The following is a 16,227-nucleotide window of genomic DNA, read 5'->3' on the forward strand; positions in this document are numbered from 1 at the left end:
AAGCGTGATCGCGGTGCCTCCGCCCGCCGCACCGGGCCCGATCTGCGCTTACCCGAGCCCGTCCGCACGGCCCGGGGATCGCCGTGGTGAAACCTTCATCACCCCACCGGCCCGTCCGAGGGACGGGCGCGGATGTGCATGCGCTCGCCCTGCGGTTACGCCCGCAGGCCGGTGAGGCTGCGGGGGACATGGCGTCAATTTGCCGTCTTCGCAAGAAGGTTTGTCAGGCGGCCCGGCGAGGCGCACCATCTCACGCATGGAGAACCAGCACACACCTCCGCATGATCACCACCATCACGCCGCCGGCGGCGGCCCGGACGCGGAGCACCTGACCGGCGAGGAGTTCTGGGACGCCCGTTATGCCCAGAGCGACCGGATCTGGAGTGGGAATCCCAACATGATCCTGGTGCGGGAGGTGTCCGGCCTGACCCCCGGACGGGCCCTCGACCTGGGCTGCGGCGAGGGGGCCGACGCCATCTGGCTGGCCGGGAGGGGCTGGCGGGTCACCGCCGTCGACATCTCGGCGGTGGCGCTTGAGCGGGCGGCGCGCGAGGCCCGTACGGCGGGCGTGGCGGACCTCGTCGACTGGCAGCGCCTCGATCTCGGCACGTCCTTCCCCGACGGGGTCTTCGACCTCGTCTCCGCCCAGTTCCTGCACTCCGAGCACGGCCTGCCCAGGGAGAAGGTCCTGCGCACCGCGGCGGCGGCCGTCGCCCCCGGCGGGGTCCTGCTGATCGTGGGCCACGCCCATCCTGCGCCGTGGAACCACGACCACGCCTCCCTGCGGCTTCCCTCGGCGGACGAGGTCCTGAGCGACCTCGATCTCGACCTCGGCGGCGAGTGGGAGGTGGTGCTCCAGGAGGAGTACGAGCGGACGCAGCAGGGCCCGGACGGCCTGCCCTTCACCCGTACCGACAACGCCGTCATGCTCCGGCGCCGCTGAGGCCGTGAAGGGGAGGGGGAAGACGGATCAGGCGGCGCCCATGACGTCCGCGACGATGCCGCGGAAGCCGGTCAGGACGTCACGGACGAAGGCGGCCCGGGAGACGCCGAGGTGACGCAGCGCCTGACCGTGGTCGAGCACGACCACGGTCACCGCGCCCGCGAGCAGCGCCCACCAGCCGGCCGCGGCCAGCATCCGCACCGGCGACGGGGACGCGCGGAAGCCCCGGCGCAACCGTTCGCAGTGGAACGGCACGTGCCGCAGCTCGTCGGCGAGGATCCTGCCGCCCACCTCGGCAGTGAGGAGATCGGCGCAGCCCTCCGACAGGGCGCGGTAGTAGCGGAGCGCGACGACCTCGGCGAGCATCAGCACCATCAGTTCGGTGCGCAGCCCGAGCGACCGCCTCACGCGTACGAACACGGCGTCGGTCCAGTGCCCCGGGATCGTCGGCGCCCCGGCGGCCTCCAGCAGGCGGGCCAGCAGCCGGGCGTGGTTGCGCTCCTCGGCCACGAAGAGGCGGATCGCCTCCGCGTAATCGGGGTCTCCCGCCCTGTCGGCCTTGCCGATCAGCGCGCGACCGTCGCCGTTCTCACCCGTCTGGAAGCGCTGGAGGCTGCGGACCAGCTCGGGGGCGAGGCGCGCACCCTCGCTCCAGTCGGGATCGCCCCACATCTCGCGCAGCAGCGACGCAGCCTGGAAGTCGCGGATCCATCTGGTGAACTCACCGGTGTCGGTCCTCATGACCGGCGAATCTACGGATTCGATATGCAGATTCGGTGGGTTGGTTTGTGAAGGTTCGTCGCCGTGCTCGCGACGGCGATCCGGGTTCTCGCTGTACGCGAGGAGGCCCGAGCCGGTAGAAACTGAGCGTGTCGGTTCAGCGTGGGAAATACGGTGTGGACGCCCCCGCGGTGCTCGCCGGAATGGCGGCCGGCGGCGTCGCCGAGATCGCCCTGGCGTTCGTGCTGTTCGCGGTCGGCTGGCCCATCCCGGCGGTCGTCCTTCTCATCGGCGGAGCGGTGCTGGCGGTCAGCGCCGTGATCTACGCTCACACCACTCTGCGCGGGAAGTTCCGGGTGTGGGACGGCGAACTGGACAGGCTCGGCCTCCGGGGCGACGAGCACGTCCTCGATCTCGGCTGTGGGCGGGGACTCGTCCTGCTCAAGGCCGCGGCGCGGCTGCCGGACGGCAGGGTCACCGGTCTCGACCTGTGGACCGGCGACCAGTCGGGCAACAGCCAGGAGGCCACCCGGGCGAACGCCCGGGCCGAGGGCGTCGCCGACCGCGTGGAGCTGGAAACCGGCGACATGCGGGCGCTGCCGTTCCCGGACGCGTCCTTCGACCTCATCGTGTCGAGCCTCGCCATCCACAACATCCCGGACGCCGCCGACCGGGCGACAGCCGTGCGTGAGGCGTACCGCGTGCTGCGGCCGGGGGGCCGGCTGCGCGTCGCCGACTTCCGCCACGCCCGCGACTACGCCGAGGTGCTCCGCGAGTGCGGGGCGGTGGACATCGAGGTGCGCGACCTCGGCTGGCGCTTCTGGTACGGCGGCCCGCACGCGAAGACGGCCATGCTCGCCGCCACCCGCCCCTGACCCGCCGCCCGGCTCAGGCGGGCCGGACGGCGTGGGCGGACAGGTCAGAAGGAGTGGCGGTAGTAGGAGCCCCAGTCGAGGTCGCGGGTGGTGCCTTCGCCGAGGTGGACGCGGAAGCCGTCGAAGCCGCCGCCCCGGCCGTAGGAGAAGCGCCACTCGCCCGTGCCGCGGGTGGTGAAGCGGTGACCCAGGTGCCAGCCCCGGTCGTCGTGGTACCAGAAGTCCACGTAGGTCGACTGGCCGTCGCGGTCACGGTCCCAGGCCGTGATGTCGAAGTAGTAGCGGCCGCCGGAGAAGTACCAGTAGCCCTTGTAGAACGACCGCTCCCCACGGGACTCGCCCCGCCCGAAGGAGGAGTAGCCGGAGAACCAGTGCTTGACGTACTGCGCGGACTGCGCGGACTGCGCGGACGACGCCGACGCCGCGCTCGCGGTGCTCGTGGCGCTCGCGGTGGCCGCCTGGGCCGGGGCCGCCGCGGCGCCGGCCGCCAGGGCGCCGGCGAGGACCGTACCGGCGAGAACGCTGCTGAGCTTGCGCATGAGGGTGAACTTCCTTCGTGTGAAACCACTCGGCCCCCACGGGCCGACCTGTCGTCCGGGGCGTTTGACGGTGCCGTCCGCTCCGGACGACGATCACACTAGGAAGACCCGCTCCGCCGTTCTGCGCACAAATCCACACAACAGCCCGAACGTGCACAACGACACAGAACAGCGATAGGCGTCCTCGGCCTCCCTCACCCCAGGTGAGCCGGTTCGGCTCGGCCTCGAGGACACGAAGAACATCTCGCCGGCGAGACCCGGCGGGCCGGGCACCTGCAAGATCATCAAGCTGCGCTATGGTCGGGAGTTGCCGGGGTGCGCCGATCGGCCCCGGATCGCGGCTACCCCCCTCGCGGTGCTCGCTTCCAGAAGGGGCCGCTCCCCATGTCCGACCTTCTCCTCGCCCTGGACAACCTCCGGAAGGCCTACAACCACCACGACCTCGACGCGCTGGCGAGATGCTTCGCCCCGGGGGCCATACTGGTGGCCCCCGACGGCATCGGGGACGGACGGGAGGAGACCGCCTCCTACTACGCCCAGTTCATCGAGGCGTTCCCCGACACCCGGGTCACCGTGCAGACGCTGGTGGAGACCGGCGACATCCTGGTCTCGGAATACACGATCAGCGGCACCCACATGGGCCCCTACCTGATCCCGGGCGGAGGGCTGCTCCAACCCAGCGGGCGCCGGATCATCGTCCGGGCGTGCTGCCTGTCCCAGGTGCAGGACGGGCTGATCAGCAGCCACCGGATCTACTACGACCAGGCCGAGCTGGCCGCGCAACTCGGCGGCTCCCTCTGCTTCGACGAGGACCTGGACGGGGACCCGGACGGGGACCCGGCCGAGAACCGGGTCTGAGGCGGCGACCGGCGCCGGATCATCGCTCATCCGGAAAGATCGGTAGATGTCGCCCATCTTTACCTATTTGCCGTTTCCGGTGGCCGCGATGGCATTGGCCGCCGGACGAGCGCGGCATTGACCGGCTGGCATTACTGGGACCTGACATTCCGCCGGGTAGCGTCGTTCAGGACAGTACGCCCGAAAAGGATGAAGGCGCGTATATGACGATGCAGCTTGAGATTGCCGTCAGTGACCACCGGCCGGTCACCATCGTGACCGTGACCGGGGAGCTCGACATCGCGACCGGAGACCTCTTCCGCGACGCGATCAGGGATCTCCTTCTTCAAGGACGTACCCGAATCGTGATCGACACGTCCGAACTGGGATTCTGCGACTCCTCGGGCCTGGAGGCCCTGCTCGACGCCAGGGACGCGACGATGTTCACCGGCGGCGCGATGCGCCTCGCCGGCGTGCACGGCGTGCTATCCGTCGTGCTCGACGCGACCCGTTTGACGGACGTCTTCGTGATCGACGCCACACCTGTGGAGTCCGAGGCGGCCCTGCTGCTCGCCAGCCCTCAGGACGTCTCGATGGTCTGAGGCCCCCGGGGAGAACCACCTCCCCGTACCAAGCCTGCGCACGCCTGCGGCCCCCGTCCCCTCCCCGATCGGGAGGAGGACGGGGGCCGTTGTCACGCGGTATCACACAGCGTCACACGGCGTCACACGGCGTCACGGCGGGCCGCCGGCGGCCGGGCCGGGTCAGGGGAACGACGGGCAGGACAGGTCCTCGGTCTGCCGGACAAGCAGGTCGGCGACGTCGGGCAGATGGACGCGCCGCAGGTAGGCGGCCCGCTGCCGGGCCGCGCCCGACCCGATACGGCGGAGCCGGCGCAGGCTCTCCGTCACCGGCCGCCAGTCGCCGCTGTCCTCCAGGGCGGCGCGCACGTGGTTGACCAGCCGCCCGACCAGGCGCCACGCGGGCATCAACCGGCCGGAGAACAGGTCGAGCCCAGCGCCCTCCACGCCGTCCCTGGCTGCCCGCCAGTAGGCCGCCCGGAGCAGGCAGTCGTCCACGGCCGGAGCCGGGATCCCCGCCCGGAGGTCCCGCAGCGCGGTCGCCACCAGGGCGCGGACCAGACCGGCGATCGTCACGGTCTCCTCCGCCGTGGCGCAGGTGTCGGCCGTACGGAACTCGACCGTCGGCACGTGATCGGAGAGCCGGACGTACCAGTAGATCATCCCGCGGTCCATCAGCGCGCCGCTCGCCAGCATCGCGTCGACGAGCCGCTCGTAGTGTCCCAGCGAACGGAAGTACGGCGGGGGCTCCGCGCTGGGCCACCGTCCGAGTACGACCGACCGCCAGCTGGCGTATCCGGTGTCGACGCCGTCGGCGAAGGGCGAGTTGCCGGCCAGCGACTGCAGCACGGAGAGCCAGGGCCGGGCGTGGTTGCTGACCTGGAGCGCCTCCTCCCGGTCGGGCACTCCCACGTGCACGTGGCAGCCGCACACGCCCTGGCCCTGGAGCAGGCCGCGGAACTCCCGCGCCATGGCCAGATAGCGGGGGCAGACCGTCAGCGGGGGTATGCCGGGGTTGCCGAGCAGGGCCGTGCCGGAGGCGGCCACCCCCACGCCGACCGCCCGGGCCGCCGCGGCCAGCGCCGTACGGGTCTCCAGCAGGTCGCCGAGCAGCGCCCGCAGGTCGGTGTGGACGGCACTGTTGGTCTCGAGTTGAAACCGGGTCAGCTCGTGGACGAGACGGGGGGCCACCCGGTCGGGCACGCGGCGGAGCACCTCCTCCGCGGCCGGGACCACGCGCCCGCTGACCGGGTCGATGAGCAGGAACTCCTCCTCGACCCCGATGGTGAGCGGCGCCGTGGAGACGCGGGACGACCGGGGCGCGACCAGGACCGCCAGCCGATCGGCCCCTCGCGCTTCCCGTGTCACGTCATGCATGAGCGGTCTTTCATCCACATCTCCTTCGGGAAATCACCAGGTCGGTCCCCCGAGGCAGTGGACAAAAACCGCGCATGCCCTTTCTTGCCGGACCCTTGGCGACGGTCAAGGAATCACCTTTCCCAGGGCGCACGCCGGGCCCAGGGATCACTCCAGGCCACGTTCGGGCCGCTCGATGGAGACGACCCCGATGCCGGTAGGATGGGGCGGTCATTTTCGGCCCTTGACGAGGGGAACCGTGACCGACGCCGTCGTACTGTCTCCGGCCGAGGTGCCCGGCGAACCGCCCGGCGACCTGGTCGCCGTCGCGTTGGCCGGTTCTCTGGACTTCACCAACGCCGACCGCTTCGGTGCCGACCTGCGTGCCGCCGCCGACCGCGGATGCCGGACGCTGATCCTCGACATGAGCGGTCTCGACTTCTGCGACTCCACGGGGCTCCGGGTGCTGCTCAAGGCACGCACACGGCTGGAGCAGCAGGGCACGGAACTGGTACTCGCCGAGCTGAACGCCCGGCTGACCAGGATCTTCACGGTCACCGGCCTCGTCCGCGCGTTCACCGTCGCGCCGACCTTCGGGGCCGCCCTCGGCGCGACGCGACCCCGGTCGTCGTCGGACGGAACGGATCGGTACGGGGGTGACCCGGGCGAACGACACGACGGGCGCGGATGATCGCGGAGGACGGACAGGTCGAGGAGGACAGGTGGTGGATCACCACCGGCAGTGGCCGATCACGGATGACCTCGCCACGCTGCGCGAGCACGTGCAGACCTACGCGCGGCGGGCCGGGCTGAGCGGCGCACGCCTGGACGATCTCGTCATCGCCGCCAACGAGGCCGCCATCAACGTGCTCGAACACGGCGGCGGCACCGGCGTGCTCGCCATCTCCCACGACGACGACGCGCTGGCCGTCGAGGTGACGGACAACGTCGGCGTCCTCCAGCCGAGCGCCCTGCCCGCCGACCGGCCCACGGCGCGCGCGGACCGCGGATACGGCCTGTGGCTGATGGGCGAGCTCTGCGACACCGTCAGCATCGAGCAGGCACGGGGCGGGTCGCTGGTCCGCCTGTCCATGCGGCTGGCCGGCTCCGGCGTGGACCCCGATCCCGATCCCGACCCGGGACCCTGAGACCCCGGCCCGGCCCTCCCCGCGCGGACCCAGGCCGTGCATTGGAGTTGGCCCTTGTTATCGTCCCGATCCCGTAAATCGGGCCGATCAGACCAGCCCCTCGGCATAACCTGGGTCCGCGACCAGGGACGTCCTCAATCGCTCTCCATCGCTACTTGAGGTACGCCCACGACGCGGCTGCCACCGCGATCAGGACGCAGAGGCGGATGGTCCGGGGGGTGCTGTCGACGACGTCCCGGACCGCTCTCGCCACCTCTCCGACCCACGAACCGAACTCCGGGTCCTGAAAGCGCTCCCCCTGACGGCGTCCCCCGCTTCCGCGGGGCCGGATGGTAGTAGTCATCGTGTCCCCCTCCCCATATGTTCCAGACAGCTGTTCCCGGGCCGGATCGCCGCGCCCCCTCCGCCGCCGGTGCGCCGCGTCCGATCGCTCTCCGATCAGCCTGCGCCGCTCCGGCCCGGTGGGAAGGTCCTCCGGACCCGTTGAATGCATGGTCACAGGTGACACACCGCGACGCAACGAATGCGAGCGGCATTCGGCTTCACCTACGAAGAGTGACGGCGGCATCACGGGTCGCTATGCACTTTGGACCGCATATGTCCACCAATAGGCGATTCTCTGTCTGATTTGTCCGGTGCCCTTTCCGGAAATTTGGCACGCCACGCGACACGCCGCGATTTTTCTGAGCCCGTCGTACACGGACTGTCATCACGGCACCGAAGTGCCGGAAGCACCCGCGAACACCGCCCGTCACCGGGGGCGGGCGAGCAGCCACCCCATATGTAGTCACTCCATATGCAGCCACTCCATATGACGAGCCGTACGGAAGACGAGCCGTACAGAGAGCCGACCTTCTCCCGGCCCCTGGAATTCATACGCGGTTCAGTCCGCCTCGCCAAGGTGCGTCCGTGCCGGAACGATCTCTCCGGCCGGATGAAGGGCTACCAGCATGACTCAGGGCCACGGACACCCGCACCCCCATCCCCACGATCATCACCAGGGCGAGTCGCTCGACCAGAGCGAGATGGCGCCGGTCGTCGACATGTCGGTCGCGGACGAGGAGCTCTCCCCGGCCCAGTTGTCGCGCCGCCAGATGTTCCGGCGGGCCGGGCTGCTCGGCGCCGGCCTCACCGCCGCGGGGGTGATGGGCGCCCCCGGAGTGGCCGCCGCCGACTCCGACGCCGCGCGCCACCACGTCGACCACGGCGGCGAACGCGAGCCGAGGGACGGCTACCTCTGGCTGGCCGGTGACCACCACATCCACACCCAGCACAGCAGCGACGGCATGTACCGCGTGATCGACCACGTGCGGCACGCCAACGCGTACGGCCTGGACTGGATGGTCATCACCGACCACGGCAGCGTGGCGCACGCGAAGATCGGCGTGGAGAAGGTCAACCCCGACATCGTCGCCGCCCGCGCCGCGATCAAGGACACCCTGGTCTTCCAGGGCCTGGAGTGGAACATCCCGGCCGCCGAGCACGGCACCGTGTTCGTCGCCCCCGGCCGCAACGAGGTCGCCACGCTCAAGGAGTTCGAGAACTCCTTCGACGGCTCGGTCAAGGGCGCGGGCGCGAGCACCCCGCAGAACGAGGCGCTCGCCATCGCCGGGCTGAACTTCCTGGCCGACGCCGTGCGCCGGCGCCGGGTGGACGACGCGCTGTTCTTCGCCAACCACCCCGCCCGCAAGGGCATCGACTCCCCGCACGAGATCCGCGGCTGGCGCGACGCGCAGCCCACGATCGCGGTCGGCATGGAGGGCGCGCCCGGCCACCAGGCGGCCGGCATCGCCAAGCCGAACGGCCCCGGCAGCGGCCGCGGCTACTACGACAACAGCCCCGGCGCCGACTCCTTCCCCGGCTACCCGCCGGAGAGCTACAAGACATTCGGCGGCTTCGACTGGATGACCTCGACCGTCGGCGGCCTGTGGGACAGCCTCCTGGCCGAGGGCAAGGCGTGGTGGATCACCGCCAACTCCGACTCGCACACGGTCTTCATGGACACCAGCGACCGCGGCCCGGGCAGCGACTTCGACGCCAACGGCCGGTACAACGACCCGGTCTACGCGGGCGTCGCCAACCTCTCCAACGGAGACTTCTGGCCCGGCTTCTACAGCCGCACCCACGTCGGATCCACCGGATTCTCCTACGGCGCCGTGATGGACGGCCTGCGGCACGGGCGGATCTGGGTCGACCACGGCGGCCTGATCAGCGGCCTGGTCGTCCGGGCCCGCGCGGCCGGCCAGCCCGGGGTGACCCTGGGCGACACGCTCCAGGTCCGCAGGGGCGCCCAGGTCGAGGTGAGCATCGAGATCACGCTGGCCAACCGGCCCAACTGGGCGCAGTTCGTGCCCACCCTGGCCCGCGTCGACGTGATCCAGGGCGACGTCACCGGCCCGGTCTCCGACAAGGACGCCTTCACGACCCCGGCGACCAAGGTCGTCCAGTCGTTCGAGGTGGGCAAGAACTCCGGCACCGTGAGCTTCACCTACAAGCTGGGCGCCGTCGACCGGCCGGTCTACGTCCGCCTGCGCGGCACGGACGGCAACCGGACCGCTCCCGGCCTGATGGGCGCGTCGGTCGACCCGCACGGCCCGCAGATCGACGTCTTCGGCGACGCCGACCCGTGGAAGGACCTGTGGTTCTACAGCAACCCGATCTGGATCCTGCCCCGCCGATGATCCTCGGCGTCGACGCCGGATCGCGTACGGTCCCCGAGGCCGAGCACCTTCTCCACGCCGTGGTGGAGGCGCTCGGCCTGCCGGACGACGTGATCGGCTGCACCCACTTCGTCCGCACCGGCACGCCCCACGTCGCGTGCTCGGTCGCCGTCCCCGGGCCGGTCGATCTCGCCGGGCTCACCATCACACTCACCACCACGCTCACCACCGCACTCCCCGCCGGGGTGTCGGCCGCGCTCGCGGACGCCCGTACCGGCCCGGACTCCGAGGGAGCCGCGCTGGCCGCGGCGGAGCACGCGGGACGGACGTCGGGCCGGATCGCGCTGTTCCCCGGCCGGAGCGCCCTCGTGGGCACCTTGACCGTCGGCGACCTGCTGGCGCGGTCGGCCGTCGAGCGGGTGCTGGTCCTGGCACAGCCGGATCCGCCTGCTCCCGGCGCGGCGGTGGACACGAGAGATCACGTCCGCCCGGTCTGGCGCGACACCGTGATGACCCTGCTCACCATGCCGGCCGCGGGCGGCCTGCTGGTGCCCGCGGAGGTGCCCGACCCCACCCCCTGCTGCGCCGACCACGCCTGAGGCCGTCCCGCGCGTTCCAGGCGGGCTCTCAGGGACGCGTGCCGATCCCGCGGACCAGGTCTCTGATGCGGCCTCCGACCCCCTCGTCGGGCGCCAGCGGTGGCGTGCCCCCGCTGGCGCCGCGGCGCATGCCCTCAAGCGCCTCGCGCAGGGCGTCGATCCCGCTGCGCCGCGGCTGCCAGCCGAGCTCCTCGCGCGCCCGGGTGACATCCATGATCGGGGTCCGCAGGAGCAGTTCCAGCAGGCCGGGAGGAGCCGGGATCAGCCGCAGGTGCCATCCGGCGGCCACGGCCGTCCGCAGGAGCGCGGGCGGCACCGACACGCGCCTGGCCTGCAGCACGTCAGACAGCACGGCCGCGTCGATGACCGGGTCCGCGGCCAGGTTGAACGCGCCGGCCACCGGCTTGATCAGCGCCAGCCGGAAGGCCTCCGCCGCGTCGGCCGCGTGCACCGCCTGGAACCGCAGGCCCGGCATGTCCGGGACCATCGGGATCGTGCCCGGCCGGATGACCCGTTTCGACAGGAGCGGGCCACCGAACAACCGCCGCTGCTCGGTGGCCGCCTCCGCCTTGAAGATGAAGCCGGGTCGCATGCGGACCGTACGGATGCCGGGGTGATCCCGCTCGAAGGTGTCGAGTACCCGTTCGACGTAGGACTTCTCCCGCGAGTAGGCGGCGTTGGGCCAGCCGTGCGTCGGCCAGCCCTCGTCGACCGGCCGGTCCTTGGGGCCTGGCGAGTAGGCGCCCACGGACGAGGCGTGGACCAGGACGGACACGCCCGCCCGAGCGGCGGCCCGGAAGACCCGGATGCTGCCGATCACATTGGTGTTCCAGGTCGCGACGGCATCGTGGGTTGGCTGGAACAACCACGCGAGATGCACGACGGCGTCGGCGCCGGAGAAGATCTCACCGAGGTCGCTGCGGCTGACGTCGGCGGTCAGCCACTCGGTCTTCCCCGGCCGCCGCTCGGGCATCCGGCGTGCCACCCCGACGATCGAGCTCACGCCCGGTTCGGACTCGAGCGCCGCCAGCACGCTCGTCCCGACGTTTCCGCTGGCACCCAGCACGACGACTCGCATAATCCACGCGATTCCCGGCAAATCGCCCAGCAAACTACATATCGGGCACCGGCGACCCGCGGAGCGGGGCCAGTCGGGCTCCGCCGCCCGGCGGACCGTCCGGGCGGCCGCGGCCCAGAAGAGCGGCGCGGGCGGGGTTTCCGCCGGGCCGATGGCCGTCCGATGGCCCCGCCGCAGCCCCCCGAGCCTGTGACCCCAGATTTCCCTTTGGCCATAGACGGGAAATTCAGTGGTGGCGCGGGAATACCGATACCTAGGAGGATAAGTAGCTCATTCTGGTCAGAGAGGCGGAACAGGGGAGATGGCTCAGATCGTCGGTGGCGGACGCCCCGTCAATGACGCCGAACGACGGGTCATCGCCCATCTCAGGGACAACGCGCCCGACGACTGGCTGCTCCTCCACAACATCGAGGTGCCGCGCGGGGCCGACCTGTTCGAGGTCGACGTCGTCGTGCTCACCGGTCACTCCCTGATCGTCATCGACGTGAAGGGGGCCCGGGGCCGGTTCGAGGTCGTGGGCACCCGCTGGTTCCCGCAGCACCGCGAGGCGTTCGGATCACCGGTGGCCAAGCTCCGCGGCACGGCCCGGGCACTGAAGGGCCTGCTCATCGATGAGCACCGCGAGCTGGAGCGTCTGTATGTCGACAACGTCGTGGTGCTCACCGCGCCCGGAGCGGTCCTCGTGGACCCCGGCGGCCGGGACGCGCGGCACGTCACCACCATCCCCGGGCTGATCGGCATGCTCAGCGACGTGTCCCGGGTGCGGCACGGGTGCAGCAGGGACGCCGGGCCGTACCGGACGGCGATTCTGGAGGCGCTCAACGGCACCGTCCGCCGCTCGACCGCCCCGCCGCGCTTCGGCAACTGGGAGGTCGAGGAGCAACTCGGCGGCGACAGCCGGGTCACCGAATATCGCGCGGTCAACGCGACGGCTCCGACGAGCGAGACCGTGCTGCTGCGCGTCTACCGGGCCGACCCCATGGCCGAGCAGCAGCGCCGGGTGGCCGAGCAGCGGCGGATCGCCAACGCCTACCAGTCGCTCGCCAAGATCCCGCCGCACCCGTGCGTCGTACGCTCGCGCGACTTCTTCGCCATCGACGACGAGAGCCGGTTCGTCCTGGTGCTCGACGACGTCCACGGGCAGGCCCTGCACCTCCACCTGACCGGACGCCCGCTGAGCACCGACGCCAAGCTCGACGTGCTGGAGGACATGCTCGCCGGGCTCGCGCACGTCCACGCCAACAACGTGATCCACCGGGCGCTCACCCCCGCCTGCGTGCTGGTCGCGGACAACGGGCACGCCATGCTGACCGGCTTCGACTACGCCAAGCCGGGGCCGCGCAAGCACACGGTGGCCAACGAGCTGCCCAACATCCTCGACGTCCATTACGTCTCCCCAGAGTGCCGGGCCAGGCCCGACCGCATGTCGCCCGCCTCTGATGTCTACTCGGCGGGCGTCATCGCGTTCCAGCTCCTGACCGGTGAGCTGCCGGTGCCCGGGGCGGACGCCGAGCCGGGGGCGGGCGGCGTCTCGCCGGAGGTCATGGACCTCGTACGGCGGATGCGCGACCCCACGCCCGCCAAGCGTCCCGACGCCGCCTCTGCCCTGGTCGAGCTGCATGAGGCGCGGCACGCCGAGCCCCGCGAGCGCGAGGGGACGCTGCGGCGGCTCCGGGACGCGCTGCGGCTGCGGAGCCCGCTCCGCCGTACGCCCCGCGACTGAACGGCGGGGCGGCCCCGGCGGAGCGGTCTGCCCGGTGGTGCGGTGGCGCGGCCCCCCGGTGGTGCGGTGGTGCGGTGGGGCGGCGGTCGCCGGGGTCAGCAGGGCCAGGTCCAGTCGCGGATCTCGGCGGGGTCCTCGCCGTACTCGCGGGTGTGGGCGCGGGCGCGCAGCCGTGCGTCGGCCATCTGCTGACGCAGGTGGGCGGCGGTGGTGGCCAGTCCGGGGACACGGTCGATCACGTCCATCACCAGGTGATAGCGGTCGATGTCGTTGAGCATGGCCATGTCGAACGGGGTGGTGGTCGTGCCCTCCTCCTTGTATCCCCGCACGTGCAGGTTGTCGTGCCCGTTGCGGCGGTAGGTGAGGCGGTGGATCAGCCACGGATAGCCGTGGAAGTTGAAGATCACCGGACGGTCGGCGGTGAAGAGCGCGTCGAACTCGGTGTCGTCCAGGCCGTGGGGATGCTCGGACCGGGGCTGCAACCGCATCAGGTCGACCACGTTGACCACCCGTACCCGCAGCTCCGGCAGGTGTTCGCGCAGCAGCGCGGTCGCGGCCAGCGTCTCCAGCGTGGGCACGTCGCCCGCGCAGGCCAGCACCACGTCAGGCTCGGCGCCCGCGTCGGTCGAGGCCCACTCCAGGATGCCCAGCCCCCGGGTGCAGTGGGCGATCGCCTCGTCCATGCCCATCAGGTCGAGCACCGGCTGCTTACCCGCCACGATCACGTTGACGTAGTCACGCGAACGCAGGCAGTGATCGGCGACCGACAGCAGCGTGTTGGTGTCCGGCGGTAGATACACCCGCACGACCTCGGCCTTCTTGTTCACCACCACGTCGAGGAACCCGGGATCCTGGTGGCTGAACCCGTTGTGGTCCTGCCGCCACACATGGGACGACAGCAGGTAGTTCAACGAGGCCACGGGCCGCCGCCAGCCGATCTGCTTGGCCGACTCCAGCCACTTGGCGTGCTGGTTGAACATCGCGTCGACGATGTGGATGAACGCCTCATAGCAGGAGAACAGCCCGTGCCGGCCGGTCAGCAGGTAGCCCTCCAGCCAGCCCTGGCACAGATGCTCGCTGAGCACCTCCATCACCCGGCCGCCGGGCGCCAGATGATCGTCGGTCGGCAGCCTGGCCGCCTCCCAGGCCCGGTCGGTCACCTCGAACACCGCCTGCAACCGGTTGGAGGCCGTCTCGTCCGGTCCCATCAACCGGAAGTCGGCCGGGTTGGCCGCGATCACATCGCGCAGGAGCCGGCCCAGCACCCGCGTCGGCTCGGTGAACGCCGACCCCGGAGACTTCACCTCCACCGCGTAATCGCGGAAGTCGGGCAGCACCAGGGGGCGCAGCAGCTCCCCGCCGTTGGCGTGCGGGTTGGCGCTCATCCGCCGGCCGCCCACCGGGACCGTACGGGTGATCTCCGGAACCGGCCGTCCGTCCTGGTGGAACAGCTCCCTGGGCCGGTAGGACCACATCCACTCCCACAGCAGCTCCAGGTGGTCCGGCCGCGACCGCACCTCTGTCAACGGCACCTGGTGCGACCGCCAGGTCCCCTCCACCGGGAGCCCGTCCACCTCCCGCGGTCCCGTCCATCCCTTGGGGGTCCGCAGCACGATCATCGGGAGGTGGGGCGCCCGCCCGGCGGTGAAGTCGGCGATCTCGTCGAAGACCACATCCAGCGTTTCGGCCATCAGCCGGTGCATCCGGGCCGGGTCCTCACCCGCGACCACGTGCGGGCGGTAGCCGTACCCCTCAAGCAGCTTGATGAGCTCGTCTTCGGGGATCCGGGCGAGCACGGTGGGGTTGGCGATCTTGTAGCCGTTGAGATGGAGGATGGGGAGCACGACCCCGTCGCGGCCGGGGTTGAGGAACTTGTTGGAGTGCCACCCCGCGGCCAGCGGGCCCGTCTCGGCCTCGCCGTCGCCGATCACGCACGCCACGACCAGGCCCGGATTGTCGAAGGCCGCCCCGTAGGCGTGCGCGAGGGAGTATCCCAGCTCGCCGCCCTCGTGGATCGAACCCGGCGTCGCCGCGGCGGCGTGGCTCGGCACGCCGCCGGGGAACGAGAACTGGCGGAACAGCCGCCGCATCCCCTCGGTGTCCCTGGTCACATGGGGGAACCGCTCGGTGTAGGTGCCCTCCAGCCACGCGTGGGCCACCACGGCGGGGCCGCCGTGCCCCGGCCCGCAGATGTAGATCATGTCCTGGTCGCGCTCCCGGATGATCCGGTTCAGGTGCGCGAAGCAGAAGTTGAGGCCGGGAGTGGTGCCCCAGTGACCGAGGAGGCGCGGCTTGACGTGCTCAGGCGTCAGCGGCTCGTCCAGCAGCGGGTTGTCGAGCAGATAGATCTGCCCGACCGACAGGTAGTTGGCGGCACGCCAGTAGGCGTCGATTCGCTCGAGTTCGTCCATGGCAAGAGCGTTCCCCGTGCGACGCGATCAGTTAAGGGACCTTCGTCACTACCCCGGCGGGCGAAAGGTCGGCTAACTTCGAAACCATGATTCGCGTGTTCCTGGTGGACGACCACGAGGTCGTACGGCGCGGAGTGGCCGCGCTGCTCGACTCCGAGGACGACATCGAGGTCGTGGGCGAAGCCGGCACCGCCGAGTCCGCCGTCGCGCGGATACCCGCGTTGAAGCCGGACGTCGCCGTGCTCGACGTGCGCCTGCCCGACGGCGACGGCGTGGACGTCTGCCGTGAGGTCCGGTCGAAGCTCCCCGGGCTCGCCTGCCTCATGCTCACGTCCTACGCGGACGACGAGGCACTGTTCAACGCCGTGATGGCGGGGGCGTCGGGCTACGTGCTCAAGCAGATCCACGGCTCCGACCTCGTCGGCGCGGTCCGCACGGTCGCCGCGGGGCAGTCGCTGCTCGACCCGCAGACCACGGCGAGCATGCTCCAGCGCCTGCGCGACCAGGCGGCCAGGAAGGACCCGCTGGCCGCGCTGACCGACCAGGAGCGGCAGATCCTCGAACTGATCGGCGAGGGTCTGACCAACCGCCAGATCGGCGAGCGCCTCTTCCTCGCCGAGAAGACCGTCAAGAACTACGTGTCCAACCTGCTCGGCAAGCTGAGCATGCAGCGCCGCACGCAGGCCGCCGCGCTGGCCGCGCGGCTCAAGGCCGATCGACGGCAATGACGGGACCTTCGCCCCTAATGTCCCCCACG

The 16,227-nt window shown here is 71.0% G+C and carries 16 protein-coding genes; 10 read left to right on the forward strand and 6 right to left on the reverse strand.

Going from position 1 to position 16,227, the window contains the following annotated elements; all coding sequences use genetic code 11:
- The first annotated feature begins 256 nt into the window (after positions 1–256).
- Positions 257–943: an SAM-dependent methyltransferase gene (locus tag JOL79_RS12000; RefSeq protein ID WP_210155833.1), complete on the forward strand. Its 687-nt coding sequence runs from the start codon at positions 257–259 to the stop codon at positions 941–943.
- A 27-nt stretch (positions 944–970) separates the two neighbouring features.
- Here JOL79_RS12000 and JOL79_RS12005 read toward each other — a convergent pair whose 3' ends face one another.
- Entirely contained in the window at positions 971–1,684 is a 714-nt protein-coding gene (locus JOL79_RS12005) for a ferritin-like domain-containing protein (protein ID WP_230984640.1), read from the reverse strand.
- A 128-nt stretch (positions 1,685–1,812) separates the two neighbouring features.
- Between JOL79_RS12005 and JOL79_RS12010 the strand changes: the two genes are divergently transcribed.
- Positions 1,813–2,538, forward strand: a complete 726-nt coding sequence (locus JOL79_RS12010; protein ID WP_307848493.1) for a class I SAM-dependent methyltransferase — start codon at positions 1,813–1,815, stop codon at positions 2,536–2,538.
- Between the two features lie 44 nt (positions 2,539–2,582).
- Here the strand turns inward: JOL79_RS12010 and JOL79_RS12015 are convergent, their stop codons facing one another.
- On the reverse strand, positions 2,583–3,077 hold the full coding sequence (locus JOL79_RS12015) for a hypothetical protein (RefSeq protein ID WP_210155834.1): 495 nt from the start codon (positions 3,075–3,077) through the stop codon (positions 2,583–2,585).
- 384 nt (positions 3,078–3,461) lie between these two features.
- Here JOL79_RS12015 and JOL79_RS12020 point away from each other — a divergent pair, with 384 nt between their 5' ends.
- Entirely contained in the window at positions 3,462–3,935 is a 474-nt protein-coding gene (locus tag JOL79_RS12020; RefSeq protein ID WP_210155835.1) for an ester cyclase, read from the forward strand.
- A 203-nt stretch (positions 3,936–4,138) separates the two neighbouring features.
- Positions 4,139–4,516, forward strand: a complete 378-nt coding sequence (locus JOL79_RS12025) for an STAS domain-containing protein (protein WP_210155836.1) — start codon at positions 4,139–4,141, stop codon at positions 4,514–4,516.
- 162 nt (positions 4,517–4,678) lie between these two features.
- On the opposite strand, the gene JOL79_RS12030 is transcribed toward JOL79_RS12025, so the two are convergent.
- The gene (locus tag JOL79_RS12030; RefSeq protein ID WP_210155837.1) at positions 4,679–5,872 is read right to left on the reverse strand and encodes a carboxylate-amine ligase; all 1,194 of its coding nucleotides are present in this window, start codon (positions 5,870–5,872) and stop codon (positions 4,679–4,681) included.
- Positions 5,873–6,095: 223 nt separating this feature from the next.
- On the opposite strand from JOL79_RS12030, the gene JOL79_RS12035 reads away from it, so the two are divergent.
- Complete coding sequence (locus tag JOL79_RS12035; RefSeq protein WP_230984641.1) at positions 6,096–6,542, forward strand: STAS domain-containing protein; 447 nt, start codon at positions 6,096–6,098, stop codon at positions 6,540–6,542.
- 31 nt (positions 6,543–6,573) lie between these two features.
- Positions 6,574–6,999 carry an ATP-binding protein gene (locus JOL79_RS12040; RefSeq protein WP_210155839.1) on the forward strand — a complete coding sequence of 142 codons (426 nt, stop codon included), beginning with the start codon at positions 6,574–6,576 and terminating at the stop codon, positions 6,997–6,999.
- Between the two features lie 151 nt (positions 7,000–7,150).
- On the opposite strand, the gene JOL79_RS12045 is transcribed toward JOL79_RS12040, so the two are convergent.
- Entirely contained in the window at positions 7,151–7,342 is a 192-nt protein-coding gene (locus JOL79_RS12045; RefSeq protein ID WP_210155840.1) for a hypothetical protein, read from the reverse strand.
- 607 nt (positions 7,343–7,949) lie between these two features.
- On the opposite strand from JOL79_RS12045, the gene JOL79_RS12050 reads away from it, so the two are divergent.
- Positions 7,950–9,680, forward strand: a complete 1,731-nt coding sequence (locus JOL79_RS12050) for a PHP domain-containing protein (RefSeq protein WP_210155841.1) — start codon at positions 7,950–7,952, stop codon at positions 9,678–9,680.
- Entirely contained in the window at positions 9,677–10,258 is a 582-nt protein-coding gene (locus tag JOL79_RS12055) for a hypothetical protein (RefSeq protein WP_210155842.1), read from the forward strand. Before JOL79_RS12050 ends, JOL79_RS12055 begins: the two co-directional genes overlap by 4 nt.
- A 28-nt stretch (positions 10,259–10,286) precedes the next feature.
- Here JOL79_RS12055 and JOL79_RS12060 read toward each other — a convergent pair whose 3' ends face one another.
- Positions 10,287–11,324, reverse strand: coding sequence for an NAD-dependent epimerase/dehydratase family protein (locus tag JOL79_RS12060; RefSeq protein WP_307848494.1), 1,038 nt, complete (start codon positions 11,322–11,324; stop codon positions 10,287–10,289).
- Positions 11,325–11,637: 313 nt separating this feature from the next.
- On the opposite strand from JOL79_RS12060, the gene mads6 reads away from it, so the two are divergent.
- The gene (gene mads6, locus JOL79_RS12065) at positions 11,638–13,059 is read left to right on the forward strand and encodes a methylation-associated defense system protein kinase MAD6 (protein ID WP_210155844.1); all 1,422 of its coding nucleotides are present in this window, start codon (positions 11,638–11,640) and stop codon (positions 13,057–13,059) included.
- A gap of 95 nt (positions 13,060–13,154) precedes the next feature.
- Here the strand turns inward: mads6 and JOL79_RS12070 are convergent, their stop codons facing one another.
- Positions 13,155–15,470, reverse strand: a complete 2,316-nt coding sequence (locus JOL79_RS12070; RefSeq protein ID WP_210155845.1) for a phosphoketolase family protein — start codon at positions 15,468–15,470, stop codon at positions 13,155–13,157.
- An 86-nt stretch (positions 15,471–15,556) separates the two neighbouring features.
- Between JOL79_RS12070 and JOL79_RS12075 the strand changes: the two genes are divergently transcribed.
- The gene (locus JOL79_RS12075) at positions 15,557–16,198 is read left to right on the forward strand and encodes a response regulator (RefSeq protein ID WP_210155846.1); all 642 of its coding nucleotides are present in this window, start codon (positions 15,557–15,559) and stop codon (positions 16,196–16,198) included.
- Positions 16,199–16,227 lie beyond the last annotated feature (29 nt).

Origin of the sequence: Microbispora oryzae, from assembly GCF_017896165.1 — a bacterium.
Classification (GTDB): domain Bacteria; phylum Actinomycetota; class Actinomycetes; order Streptosporangiales; family Streptosporangiaceae; genus Microbispora; species Microbispora oryzae.

Excerpts from the sequence above, each read along its gene's own strand:
- JOL79_RS12045 (WP_210155840.1), bottom strand. The coding sequence starts at position 7,342 with ATGACTACTACCATCCGGCCCCGCGGAAGCGGGGGACGCCGTCAGGGG.
- JOL79_RS12005 (WP_230984640.1), bottom strand. The coding sequence starts at position 1,684 with ATGAGGACCGACACCGGTGAGTTCACCAGATGGATCCGCGACTTCCAG.
- JOL79_RS12000 (WP_210155833.1), top strand. The coding sequence starts at position 257 with ATGGAGAACCAGCACACACCTCCGCATGATCACCACCATCACGCCGCC.
- JOL79_RS12055 (WP_210155842.1), top strand. The coding sequence starts at position 9,677 with ATGATCCTCGGCGTCGACGCCGGATCGCGTACGGTCCCCGAGGCCGAG.
- JOL79_RS12015 (WP_210155834.1), bottom strand. The coding sequence starts at position 3,077 with ATGCGCAAGCTCAGCAGCGTTCTCGCCGGTACGGTCCTCGCCGGCGCC.
- JOL79_RS12030 (WP_210155837.1), bottom strand. The coding sequence starts at position 5,872 with ATGCATGACGTGACACGGGAAGCGCGAGGGGCCGATCGGCTGGCGGTC.
- mads6 (WP_210155844.1), top strand. The coding sequence starts at position 11,638 with ATGGCTCAGATCGTCGGTGGCGGACGCCCCGTCAATGACGCCGAACGA.
- JOL79_RS12075 (WP_210155846.1), top strand. The coding sequence starts at position 15,557 with ATGATTCGCGTGTTCCTGGTGGACGACCACGAGGTCGTACGGCGCGGA.
- JOL79_RS12050 (WP_210155841.1), top strand. The coding sequence starts at position 7,950 with ATGACTCAGGGCCACGGACACCCGCACCCCCATCCCCACGATCATCAC.
- JOL79_RS12025 (WP_210155836.1), top strand. The coding sequence starts at position 4,139 with ATGACGATGCAGCTTGAGATTGCCGTCAGTGACCACCGGCCGGTCACC.
- JOL79_RS12070 (WP_210155845.1), bottom strand. The coding sequence starts at position 15,470 with ATGGACGAACTCGAGCGAATCGACGCCTACTGGCGTGCCGCCAACTAC.
- JOL79_RS12020 (WP_210155835.1), top strand. The coding sequence starts at position 3,462 with ATGTCCGACCTTCTCCTCGCCCTGGACAACCTCCGGAAGGCCTACAAC.